The organism is Pseudomonas sp. TE3552 (assembly GCF_056278945.1).
Genome location: NZ_JBWBQJ010000001.1, coordinates 5847778 through 5859411 on the forward strand (window position 1 = coordinate 5847778; position 11634 = coordinate 5859411).

Here is an 11634-nt window from a genome sequence, read left to right on the forward strand (position 1 = left end):
AGACTCTCCCCATCCAAACAGGGAGAGTCCCATGAACCGTAGCCTGACCTTGAAACTCGGGGCGATTGCCCTTTTGATTCTGTTGTTGCTGATCCCGCTGCTGATGATCAACGGCGTGATCCAGGAGCGCCAGCAACTGCGTGACGGTGTGCTTGAAGACATCGCCCGCAGTTCCAGCTACAGCCAGCAACTGAGCGGCCCTCTGATGGTGGTGCCCTACCGCAAAACGGTACGCATCTGGAAAACCAACGAAAAAACCAACCAGCGTTACCAGGACGTCGGCGAGGAGCGCGGCCGTTTGTATTTCCTGCCGGAGCGCTTTGAACTGGACGGCCAGGTCCAGACCGAATTGCGCGCCCGGGGTATCTACGAGGCGCGGCTGTTCCATGCCGACAATCGCATCAGCGGGCATTTCTCGGTCCCGGCGCAATTGGGCATCAAGGAAGACTTCGCCGATTACCGCTTCGACCAACCGTTCCTGGCGGTCGGCATCAGCGACATTCGCGGCATCGAGAATGCGCTGAAGCTCGAACTCAATGGCCAGAATCTGGATTTTGTCCCGGGTAGCCAAGTGGGCTGGTTGGGCGAGGGTGTACATGTGACGTTGCCGGCGCTGGACACCAAACAGGCCACAGAACTGGCATTCGGTTTCAGCTTGCGTCTGCAAGGCACCGGCCAGTTGCAGGTTCTGCCGGTGGGCAAAACCAGCAAGGTTGCATTGGCCGCCAATTGGCCTCACCCCAGCTTCATTGGCAACTACCTGCCGGCACAGCGTGAAATCACCGATCAGGGTTTTACCGCCAACTGGCAGACCTCGTTTTTCTCCACCAACCTGCAAGAGGCGTTGAACAGTTGTGTGTCTGGCGGCCAGTGCGAGGCGTTCAGCGGTCGCAGCTTCGGCGTGAGTTTCATCGACCCGGTGGACCAGTACCTGAAAAGCGACCGGGCGATTAAATACGCGTTGTTGTTCATCGTCCTGACCTTCGCCGGTTTCTTCCTCTTCGAAGTGCTGAAAAGCCTGGCGGTACACCCGGTGCAATACGCGCTGGTGGGCGTGGCACTGGCGTTCTTCTACCTGTTGCTGTTGTCGCTGTCCGAACACATCGGCTTTACCCTGGCGTACCTGCTGTCGGCGAGTGGTTGTGTGGCGTTGATCGGCTTCTATGTCTGCCATGTGCTGCGCAGCGTGCGCCACGGCTTGAGTTTTTCGGCGGGGTTGGCGGCGTTGTACGGTTTGCTCTATGGCTTGCTGAGTGCCGAGGATTACGCGCTGTTGATGGGCTCGTTGCTGTTGTTCGGCCTGCTGGGCGTGTTCATGGTGCTGACCCGCAAGCTTGACTGGTACGGGATCGGGCAGAAAACCGCGAAACCCTTGGCCTTTGATATAGGCGCCGTGGAATGAGCCGGTCGTTGGGGTTGCGTGAGGATCAGCGGGTGGGCGAGGTGTTGGCGACGCGGATTGCCGAGTTGTTTGCGTTGGATCCGGTGTGGTGCCATCGCGAGCAGGCTCGCACCCACATGAGACTTGAGTTGCTGCACCGATGGTGTGAACAACACAAATTCCCTGCAGGAGCGAGGCTTGCCCGCGAAGACGGCAGACCAGTCACCGAAAGTTTCAGACCTTGGGCATCGTCGCAATCATCGAAGGCCGCTGACTCACCTCAAAATACCACTCGGCCAGCTTCGGATTCGCCTTGCGCCACTCCAGATCCGGATGGCGCAGATCCAGATAACCCAAGGCACAGGCAACACTGATTGCCGCGACATCGAAATGGCTGGTCAGCTCGGCAATCGCGTCGGCTTCCAGCAGCGCCAGGGCGCGACGAATCTTGTCGCGCTGACCGTCGAGCCATTCGTCCCAGTGTTTTTCCGGAACACGCAGGGCCACTTCATAGCGAATCATCACCGCGGCATCCATGATTCCGTCTGCCAGGGAGGCCAGCGTCATGCGCCGCCAGCGCGCTGAACCTTCACGAGGAATCAACGGATTGCCGACGTGCTGATGATCGAGATAGTCGAGGATCACCCGGCTGTCGTACAACACATTGCCGTCGGCCAGGCGCAGGGCCGGAATCTTGCCTAGCGGATTGTCTTCGATGAGTGCCGGATCAGGGCTGACCGGGGTGAGCTGGCTGGCTTGCAGCGCCACACGACCGGTTTGACCGGTTTCGTGCAGCAGCACCATGACTTTGCGAACGAAGGGCGACGCGGGGTTGTGGAACAAGGTCATGCTGGGAACGGACATGGCAACATCTCGATCATGGGCAGTCTCGCAGCATAGCCCTTTAATGTTTGATCTCAAGCCCCCAAGCCCACAGGTTTTATACCCTTCAGTGGCATTGCAGCAGCCCGCGCAAGGCGATGACGGCAGGGATCCCCAGCCCGAGCCAGCTCAATGCATCCCACACACCATCGCCCAGCAACGCGGCAAACAGCCCCGCAGCGCTGAACAGGGCAATGACGGTGGGTGTGGCGAAAACCTTCCAGAAACTCGACTGCCTCGGCCTCATGCTGGGCTCTGCGCTTCTTCGAGCGAAGGTCTCACGGCCTTGCGTCGCACCACCCACAGATAAACGCCGCTGCCGAGCACGATGATGGTCAGCCCATCCAGCACCGCCCAGAGAATCTTCATCGGCATGCCGCCGTAGTCACCGAAATGCAGCGGCTGCGACATGCCCATGGCGTCCATGTACCACGGCCGCTCGGCCACCGCCGTGACTTGCAGGGTGCTCGCATCGATCAACACCGGCGTCAGCAAGTGCGAGGTCAGTTGCGTGCTGCCTTTCATGAATACGGCGTAATGGTGTTCGCTGGAAAACCGGGTGCCGGGGAAGGCGATGAAGTCTGGTTGCATGTCCGGTGCAACCTCTTTGGCGATGTCGAGCAAACGGCTCGCGGGGGCCAATTGAGTCAGCGGCGGCGCATCGCGGTAAGGTGCGATCATTGCGCTCAGGCTGTCGTTGCGCCACGCGGCGATCAGCAAATCGGCGCAGGCGCTGAACACGCCCGTGACACCGACCACCAACGCCCAGGTCAGGGTCACCACGCCGATCAGGTTATGCAGGTCGAGCCAGCGCAGACGGGTGGATTTGTCGTGGCGCACGGTGGCGAATGTCAGGCGTCGCATGAACGGCAGGTACAGCACCGTCCCGGAAACAATTGCCAGCACAAACAAGCTACCCATGAACGCCAGCAGCAACTTGCCCGGCAGGCCGGCGAACATGTCCACGTGCAGGCGCAGCATGACCATCATCAGCCCGCCGTTGGCCGACGGCATTTCCAGTGCTTCGCCGGTGCGAGCGTCGAGCATGAAGGTGTGGGACGCGTTCGGCTCGGTGCCGGCGGTAGGCGCCATGATCGCGATGACGCCGTTGGAGTCTTCTTCGTCGTAGCCGAAATACTGCATGACCTCGCCGGGACGATGTTTCTCGGCTGCCTGCACCAACTGCTGCAAATCCAGCAGCGGGGTATCGGCCGGCATCGATTTCAACTCGGCGGCATCGCCCAGCAGGTGGTCGATTTCATGGTGGAAGATCAACGGCAGGCCGGTGAGGGCCAGCATCAGCAGGAATACCGTGCAGATCAGGCTGGTCCAGGTGTGAATGCAGGACCAGCGGCGGATGGTTTTACTCTTCATTTCATTGCCTTCAGAAAGACTAAAGCCGTCCTCGAAGGACGGCCTGGTCGTGGCGCGTGTCAGTTCAGGCGATTACCACTTGTACGTAGCGCTGGCGACGACGCTGCGTTGGTCGCCGTAGTAGCAATAGAAACTGTCGCAAGTGGAGATGTAGTCCTTGTCGAACAGGTTGGTGGCATTCAGTGCCAGAGACGCGCCTTTCAGACTGTTATCCAGACGGCCCAAGTCGTAATGGACCGCCGCGTCGAACACCGTGTAGGCATCAGCCTTGCCCAGCCAGGTGTTGGCCTGGTCGCCATAAGTATTGCCGGTGTAGCGTGCACCGGCACCGATGCCGAAACCATCCAGCACACCGTTGTGCCAGGTGTAATCGGCCCACAGCGACGCTTGCTGGTTAGGCATCAGTTGCAGGCGATTGCCCTTGAAGTCACCCTTTTGCACTTCGGACTTGGCCAGGGTGTAGGCGGCGATGACTTTCAGGTTGTCGGTGACGTCGGAAACGGCTTCCAGCTCCAGGCCTTTGACCTTCACTTCGCCGGTCTGGCTGGTAATCGAGACGTTGTCCGAGTTGGTCGTGGTGACGGAGATGTTTTTCTGGGTCAGGTCATAGACCGCAGCCGTCAGCAGGGTGTTGCTGCCCGGCGGTTGGTACTTGATGCCCAGTTCCCACTGCTTGCCTTCAGTCGGCTTGAACGACTCGGTTGGCGATGCCGTGGCTTTGCTGGTCGGCTGGAACGACTCGGCGTAGGACAGGTAGGGCACTAGACCTGAGTCGAACACATAGCTGATCGCTGCGTTGCCGCTGAATTTCTTGTCCCGTTCGGTGTTGGTGGCATCACCCTTGTTGAAGAATCTGGTGCCTGTGTGAACCCAGTCCTCACGACCACCGAGGGTCAGACGCCATTGGTCGAGGGCCATTTGGTCCTGGACGTACAAACCGGTCTGGTAGGTCTTCTGGTCATAGTCATAGAACGCCGTCGAGCGTGACGGGCGAACGATTGGCTGGCCATAGATCGGGTTGTTGACGTTAGTGGTCAGACCGTCACCGAAGATCGAGGTGTAGTTGCTATTGGTGCGCTGGTGATCGAGGCCGATCAGCAGGGTGTGACGGATGTCGCCGGTCGCGAAGTCGCCCTGGAAGTTGTTGTCCACGGCGAACTGGCTGATGTCCTCGTCGACACTGGTACTCGAACGACCCACGTTGCCCTGGGCATCGACCTGGGTGAACGGGTAGGCGCCCGGCGTGAGGGCCTGGAAGGACAGGTCCGTCTTGGTGTAACGCAGGTTCTGCTTGAACTGCCAGACATCATTCAAGCGGTGTTCAAAGGCGTAGCCCAGTGCGTAGTAGGTACGGTCGTAGTATTCCCAGTCCGGGTCTCCAAGGTTTTTGTGATGGGAGATATCGCCGAGCGGCGAATGGATCTTCGTGCCTTGCACCGGCAGGAACTGGCTGGTGATGCCTGTGTCGTCGCGGGTAAATTGCGTCAGCAGCGTGAACCTGGTGTCAGGGTCGATGTTCCAGGTCAGGCTCGGTGCAATGTTGTAGCGTTTGTTGTCGATGTGATCGACCTGCGTGCCGCTGTCGCGCAATACACCGCTCAGACCATAGAGAAACCGGCCTTCTTCATCGATCTTGCCGGTGCTGGCGAAGCTGATTTGACGATGGTTGTCGCTGCCGTATTGCAGCTGGATTTCATGGCTCGACTCGGCGCTGGGACGGCGGCTGACCATGTCCAGCAGGCCGCCCGGCGGGGTCTGGCCGTAAACCGAAGAGGCCGGGCCGCGCAGCAGGGCCAGGCGATCAAGGTTCCAGGTTTCCTGTTTCGGGTTGGCGTAAACGCCTCTGGGCAGGGGCAGGCCATCCAGAAACTGAGTCGGCTCGAAACCGCGTACCCGCAACCAGTCGTCTCGAGTGTCACTGCCGTAGCTGCTGGCGACGATGCCAGGCATATAGCGCACGGCGTCATCGAGGTTTTGCACACCGCGATCTTCCATTTGCTGGCGGGTGGCGACGGAAATCGAACGCGGCGCTTCAACCAGCGCGGTGTCGGTCTTGGTGCCTGCGGCGGTGCGCGTGGCAACGTAACCTTTCGACCGGGCTCCAGGCAGTTTCCGCATTTTCCAGGCCAATGACGGCGGTTTCCGGCAAGGCCATCACACCTTCGGGCACGGCCACCAGGCTGTAGGTGCCGGCGCTGCTCTGTTCCAGTTGCAGGCCGGTGCCGCGCAAGGCTTCCCGCAGGGCGCCGGTGGCGTCGAACTGGCCCTTCACCGGCGCCGAATTCTTGCCCGCCGCCAGCGATGGATTCAACGACAGCGCCAGGCCGGCCTGGCTGGCAATCTGATTCAGGGTGCTGGCCAATGGCGCCGCCGGCAGGTTGTAGGCGCGAACGCTGGACGCCTGTTCAGCGGCGATCAGTTGGCTGCTGGCCAGAGGGGCGCAAAGGGCAATGGCGACCGCCAGCAAACGGGGGCGCAACACGGTGTCTAGCGAACGGGACATACAGCGGCTCCTGAATGGAAATATTTCTCAATTGCCTAGGTGCCGGATGAGATTCAAAAAGTGATAGGGCTGGATGAAAATAATTTCTGTTCATCAATTAGCGGTGACGCTGACGGCCTCTTCGCGGGCAAGCCACGCTCCCACAGGTTTTGTGTCGAACGGTAATTTTGTGGACGACATAACACCTGTGTGCGTGGCTTGCCCGCGATGGCGTCGGCTCAGACACAGAATTATCAGGGCTTGCCTTCGGCCTTCGCTGCCACCGTCACCCACCATGGCGTGTGCTGTTCGATCTGCACCGGCAGGGTCGGTAAAAGTGCACTCAGCGCTTTGTCGGTATCATTCAGCGGGAAACTGCCGGTGATGCGCAGGTCGGCAACTTCTGGCGTGACGCCCAGATGCCCGCGCCGATAGCGGCCGAGTTCCTGAACCAGATCCTCCAGCCGTGTGTTGTCCACCACCAGCATGCCCCGGGTCCAGGCATCGGCGCCGGGGTTGAGCGCGATGATGGGGCTCAGCCCATTGCCGCGTATCAGTACTTGCTGGCCTTCGCGCAGGATCTGTTCTTCGGGGCTCGATTCGGGATGGGCGGCTACCGCGGATTTCAACACGCTCAGGCGCGTGCCTTGGTCTTCACGCTTGACCAGGAACCGCGTGCCCAGTGCGCGCATGCTGCCTTCGCGGGTTTCGACGATAAACGGCCGGGCATCGCCATGGCCGGTTTCGACGAGAATTTCCCCCTCCTGAAGGACGATCCGCCGCTGCTTCTCGTCGAAGCGCACATCCACCGCGCTGTGGGTGTTGAGGTTGATCAGCGTGCCATCGGCCAGGCGCAGGGTGCGCTGCTCGCCGGTGGCGGTGCGCTGGTCGGCCAGCCAATAGTCGATGGGCAGATAACGATCAACGGCGAACAGCGCCAGGCCGATCACCGCGACGATGCTGGCCAGGCCGCTGCCCAGCTTGCGCACCCGTCGCCGGATGCTTTCGCGCGATTGCAGCAGGGCAGTGCGGGCTGGGCCGTTGGCAACGCTGAAGCGCTGGTCGAGCATGCCCAGCTGACGCCAGGCCCGAGCGTGTTCTTCATGGGCAGCGTGCCATTTGGCGAACTCTTCGCGCTCGACCGCGTTGCCGGAATCCAGCGACAGTTGCCACGCAATCGCGGCATCCAGCACCTGCGCCGACACAGGCTTGGAACTGACCGGGGGGCTCATACTGGCTCACCGTACAAGGCGATGTAGCACTGGCGAATGCCTTGGGCCAGATACTGACGAACACGCGGCACCGACACCCCCAGACGCTCGGCGATTTCGGCGTGGCCGAGGCCGTCGAGACGGTTATAGAGAAACGCCGCCCGGGCCTTGCTCGAGAGTTTGCCCAGCAAGCGGTCGATGGCTTTGAGGTCTTCGAGGATCAGTTGCTGCTCTTCCACCGACGGTTGTTCGCTTTCGGGGATCAGCATCAACTCGCTGAGGTAGGCCTGCTCCAGCGCGGCGCGGCGGAAGTAGTCGAACAGCAGGCCCTTGGCGATCGCCACCAGAAACGCCCGGGGTTCGCGAGGCGCCTTCAGTCCGTCACGGCCCAGCAACCGCACGAAGGTATCCTGGCTCAGGTCTTCGGCCCGTTGCGGACAGGCCACGTTGCGCCGCAGCCAAGCCAATAGCCAACCGCGATGGTCGCGATATAACGCACCAACGAGCTCACTCTGGGGGCTTTGGACTGACGACACGCAGCATTACCGATGGGGAAGTGTTAAGTAACGAGAATTGTTCGCGATTGTGGCAGAGGCGGGGGAGGTAAGCAATTGGCGCTGGTCGGGTGGTTTTGGCTATGCGATTTGGAGTCGAGCGCAATCCTGTGGCGAGGGGGCTTGCCCCCGTCCGGCTGCGCAGCAGTCGTAAAACCGGTCTTTATGGCGAAATGCAGGGGGCCGCTTCGCAACCCAACGGGGGCAAGCCCCCTCGCCACAGATCAGAGCGAAGGAGCCTGCCGCCGCCGCTTCCACTGACTCAGCCGCTGCTGCAAATTCAACGGGCTATGAATCTGCTGCTGTCGCGCCCGGCTGAACAGAATCAGCACCAGCTCCGCCGTCGCCAACGCATCGGCACTGGCGTTATGCCGCTCGAAAACCTCGAGCTTGAACCAGTCGATCCACTCGTCCAGCCCGGCCTCGCGAAAATGCGCCTGTGGACAAAGCAACGGCGCGATGTCCGCCACGTCCAGAAACGGATGCTGCAACTTGTAGCCCAGATGTTCTTTCAGCGCGCGCCCGAGCATGTGCTGGTCGAACGGCGCATGAAAGGCCAGCACCGGACTGTCGCCAACGAACTCCATGAATTCGAGCAAGGCCTGCGCGGGGTCGCTGCCGGCGGCAATGGCGCTCGGGCCCAGACCGTGAATCAACACGCTGGGGCCGAGTTTGAGTTCGGTGCATTGCAGTGTGCGTTCGAATTGCTGGCTGAAATCGATTGCGCCGTCCTCGATCACCACTGCGCCGATGGACAACAGCCGGTCCTTGTTCAGGTTCAGCCCGGTGGTTTCCAGGTCGAGTACCACCCAGCGTTGCTCGCGCAGGCTGCAATCGCCCAACTCCGACACCGCAGGCAAGTACTCCAGACGTTGTTTTTGTTCGCCGGGCAATATGGGACTTGCCGGGCGCAACCATGAAAACAGGCTCATAGCTGATACCGCAGGGTCAGGCTGCTTTGCAGGCGTTGTGCCTGGCGCAGGGATTCACGCAGGATGCGTCGGTCCAGATGATTGAGGCTGTCGGGATCGACCCGGTTGGAGTAGGGCAAATTCTCTCGGGTCTGTAGCTGATGTTGCTGCATGCGGGTTTGCTGGATGAAGTGATAGGCCTCTTCGTACGCTGCACCGTCCAGCCGTTCGATGACCTCTTTTTCCACCAATTGGCGAAAGCGCTCCAGGGTATTGTTGGCGTCGATGCCGTGGGCCAGGGCCAGCACTCGCGCACCGTCGACGAAGGGAGTCAGGCCCTGGAGCTTCAGGTCGAGGGTGGCTTTCTCGCCATTCTTGCGCGCCAGCACGAACTCGCGGAAGCGTCCCACGGGCGGACGGTTGCGCAGGGCATTCTCGGCCATCATGCGCTGGAACAACCGGTTGTCGCCGACCTGATCGAGAATGCCCCGGCGCAATTGCTCGCAGCCTCGCTCATCGCCCCAGACCACGCGCAGGTCGAAATAGATGCTCGACCCCAGCAGGTTTTCCGGTGTCGCCTCGCGGATAAACGCCGCAAAACGTCGCGCCCATTCGGCCCGGGACAAACACAACTCAGGATTCCCGGCCATGATGTTGCCCTTGCACAGGGTGAAGCCGCACAGCGCCAGGCTCTGATTGATCTGCAGGGCGATGGGCAGCAACTTTCCACGAATCTCGGCGGCATGGGCCGCGTCACGGGCCTCGAACAGAATGCCGTTGTCCTGATCGGTGTGCAGCGTCTGCTCGCGGCGGCCCTCGCTGCCGAAGCACAGCCAACTGAACGGCACGCCGGGGTCGCCTTTCTCCGCGAGGGCCAGTTCGATCACCCGGCACACGGTGTGGTCGTTGAGCAGCGTGATGATATGGGTGATCTGCATCGAGGACGCGCCATGGGCCAGCATTCGTTCGACCAGTTGGCCAATCTCGCCGCGCATCGCCACCAGGTTTTCCACCTTCTGCGCACTGCGGATGGTTCGCGCCAGGTGCACCAGATCGACCCTTTGCAGGGAAAACAGGTCGCGCTCCGAGACCACGCCGCACAGGCGCTGGTCCTTGACCAGGCAAACGTGGGCAATGTGTCGCTCGGTCATGGCGATCGCGGCGTCGAAGGCGCTATGGTCCGGCGACAGGAAAAACGGCGCCCGGGTCATGTGCCGCTCGATGGATTCATTGAAATCGCTGGTGCCGTTGGCTACCACATGCCGCAAGTCGCGTAGGGTGAAAATGCCCAGCGGCGCCTTCTGCTCATCGACCACCACAATGCTGCCGACTTGCTGATCGTGCATCAGCGTCACGGCTTCACGCAGCGGGGTGATCGGGCTGCAAGTCACCGGGTGACGCATGGCCAGTTCACCCAGCCGGGTATTGAGCGAGTATTGGGTACCGAGGGTTTCCACGGCTTTTTGTTGGACTTGCTGGTTGACCTGGTCCAGCAAACTGCTGACACCGCGTAGGGCAAAGTCGCGAAACGGGCTGGAAAGTGCGAACAGTTTGATGAACGCCAGCTTATTCAGCTGTAGGCAAAAGGTATCTTCGGCCGCCAGATGTTCGGTGCGGGTCGCCCGTTCTCCCAGCAGCGCGGCGAGAGGGAAACACTCGCCGGTGGTGATTTCGAAGGTGGTTTCGGTCCCGCCCTTGGCCGTGTGCGGGCGTTCACCCACGACTCGGCCCTGTTTGACGATGTAGAAATGTTCAACCGGGCCATCGGCGGGTTTGATGATGCTTTCGCCGGGGGCATAAAAACGCAGCTGACATTGCTCGACCAAATAGGCCAGGTGGGCGTTTTCCATCTGATTGAACGGCGGGAAGCGCTGCAGGAATTGCAAAGTGCCCTGGATGTTCTGCAATACCGCGGTTTTCCCTGCCTGGGTGAAGGCGTCCGCTTTACTCATAACCATTACCGCAGTCTTTTTCGAATTGTTGTGTCGGATTGTTCCAGCCATGGTCGACCCCTGTGGGACGGGTGCCCATTGGACGTAAGTCTAGGTAGGCAGTGCAGCGGCCTGAATATGGGAAATGTCTGACACAAATGTGGGAAAAACCTCCTACATTGTCTATTGGAAAAGCTTCCGACGAAGTGCACATTGAAGCGATACCGAGCGATGTCTGACCACTGTGCCAGGGGATCGAACCGAAAAACATTGAGAAAACCATGTCCGACCACGATATTTTGAGTGATGCCGAGCGCGAGGCGCTTAGTGCCGTCATGTTGGAACCCGACTTGCCGCCGCAGCGGGTGCTGATCGTCGATGACGATAAGGATGCCCGGGAGCTGCTGTCGGAAATTCTGGGGCTGGACGGCATTCATTGCATGACGGCGGCCAGTGGCGAAACGGCGCTCAAATTGCTGGAGGCGAAGTCATCGATTGGTCTGCTGATTACCGACCTGCGGATGGGGCACGTCGATGGTCTGGAATTGATCCGTCAGGTGCGTGAGTCGGCTCGTGCGGCATTGCCGGTCATTATCGTTTCTGGTGACGCTGACGTGAAAGACGCGATCGAAGCCATGCACTTGCACGTAGTGGACTTTCTGCTCAAGCCCATCGATAGCGGCAAACTGCTTGAATTGGTCAAGCATGAGCTGGGGATGGATGTGTAGCGCGGACTTCCAGGTTGGCAGCTTTTGTGGCGAGGGAGCTTGCTCCCGCTGGGTTGCGAAGCAGCCCCAAAACCAGCGCTCTCGATGTACCTGATGCACCGCATGCATAGCGTTTACGACTACTGCGCAGTCGAGCGGGAGCAAGCTCCCTCGCCACAGGATTCGCGGTGTAAAAAAAGC

General features: G+C 60.4%; 9 protein-coding genes and 1 pseudogene. 2 read left to right on the forward strand and 8 right to left on the reverse strand.

Annotated features, from left to right (window positions below; all coding sequences use genetic code 11):
• Positions 1-31: 31 nt before the first annotated feature.
• A complete protein-coding gene (gene creD, locus ACZ9BB_RS26455) occupies positions 32-1402 on the forward strand; it encodes a cell envelope integrity protein CreD (RefSeq protein WP_476217579.1) in 1371 nt (456 codons plus the stop codon).
• 213 nt (positions 1403-1615) lie between these two features.
• On the opposite strand, the gene ACZ9BB_RS26460 is transcribed toward creD, so the two are convergent.
• From ACZ9BB_RS26460 to ACZ9BB_RS26495, 8 genes and pseudogenes are all read right to left on the reverse strand, one after another.
• The gene (locus ACZ9BB_RS26460) at positions 1616-2245 is read right to left on the reverse strand and encodes a glutathione S-transferase (RefSeq protein ID WP_476217581.1); all 630 of its coding nucleotides are present in this window, start codon (positions 2243-2245) and stop codon (positions 1616-1618) included.
• Positions 2246-2330: 85 nt separating this feature from the next.
• Entirely contained in the window at positions 2331-2510 is a 180-nt protein-coding gene (locus ACZ9BB_RS26465; protein ID WP_476217583.1) for a hypothetical protein, read from the reverse strand.
• On the reverse strand, positions 2507-3637 hold the full coding sequence (locus ACZ9BB_RS26470; protein WP_476217585.1) for a PepSY-associated TM helix domain-containing protein: 1131 nt from the start codon (positions 3635-3637) through the stop codon (positions 2507-2509). The genes ACZ9BB_RS26465 and ACZ9BB_RS26470 overlap by 4 nt, the downstream gene beginning before the upstream one ends.
• A 72-nt stretch (positions 3638-3709) precedes the next feature.
• A pseudogene (locus tag ACZ9BB_RS26475) lies at positions 3710-6140 on the reverse strand (TonB-dependent siderophore receptor).
• Positions 6141-6373: 233 nt separating this feature from the next.
• Positions 6374-7351, reverse strand: a complete 978-nt coding sequence (locus tag ACZ9BB_RS26480; protein WP_476217587.1) for a FecR family protein — start codon at positions 7349-7351, stop codon at positions 6374-6376.
• Entirely contained in the window at positions 7348-7866 is a 519-nt protein-coding gene (locus ACZ9BB_RS26485; RefSeq protein WP_476217588.1) for an RNA polymerase sigma factor, read from the reverse strand. The genes ACZ9BB_RS26480 and ACZ9BB_RS26485 overlap by 4 nt, the downstream gene beginning before the upstream one ends.
• A 242-nt stretch (positions 7867-8108) precedes the next feature.
• Entirely contained in the window at positions 8109-8816 is a 708-nt protein-coding gene (locus tag ACZ9BB_RS26490; RefSeq protein ID WP_476217590.1) for a 3'-5' exonuclease, read from the reverse strand.
• The gene (locus ACZ9BB_RS26495) at positions 8813-10753 is read right to left on the reverse strand and encodes a putative nucleotidyltransferase substrate binding domain-containing protein (RefSeq protein WP_476217592.1); all 1941 of its coding nucleotides are present in this window, start codon (positions 10751-10753) and stop codon (positions 8813-8815) included. Before ACZ9BB_RS26495 ends, ACZ9BB_RS26490 begins: the two co-directional genes overlap by 4 nt.
• A 254-nt stretch (positions 10754-11007) precedes the next feature.
• Between ACZ9BB_RS26495 and ACZ9BB_RS26500 the strand changes: the two genes are divergently transcribed.
• Positions 11008-11454, forward strand: coding sequence for a response regulator (locus tag ACZ9BB_RS26500; RefSeq protein ID WP_476217594.1), 447 nt, complete (start codon positions 11008-11010; stop codon positions 11452-11454).
• Positions 11455-11634: the final 180 nt, after the last annotated feature.

Bases quoted from the DNA above. Each gene is read 5' to 3' on its own strand.
- ACZ9BB_RS26500 (WP_476217594.1), top strand. From the start codon at position 11,008: ATGTCCGACCACGATATTTTGAGTGATGCCGAGCGCGAGGCGCTTAGT.
- ACZ9BB_RS26490 (WP_476217590.1), bottom strand. From the start codon at position 8,816: ATGAGCCTGTTTTCATGGTTGCGCCCGGCAAGTCCCATATTGCCCGGC.
- creD (WP_476217579.1), top strand. From the start codon at position 32: ATGAACCGTAGCCTGACCTTGAAACTCGGGGCGATTGCCCTTTTGATT.
- ACZ9BB_RS26480 (WP_476217587.1), bottom strand. From the start codon at position 7,351: ATGAGCCCCCCGGTCAGTTCCAAGCCTGTGTCGGCGCAGGTGCTGGAT.
- ACZ9BB_RS26495 (WP_476217592.1), bottom strand. From the start codon at position 10,753: ATGGTTATGAGTAAAGCGGACGCCTTCACCCAGGCAGGGAAAACCGCG.
- ACZ9BB_RS26470 (WP_476217585.1), bottom strand. From the start codon at position 3,637: ATGAAGAGTAAAACCATCCGCCGCTGGTCCTGCATTCACACCTGGACC.
- ACZ9BB_RS26460 (WP_476217581.1), bottom strand. From the start codon at position 2,245: ATGTCCGTTCCCAGCATGACCTTGTTCCACAACCCCGCGTCGCCCTTC.
- ACZ9BB_RS26465 (WP_476217583.1), bottom strand. From the start codon at position 2,510: ATGAGGCCGAGGCAGTCGAGTTTCTGGAAGGTTTTCGCCACACCCACC.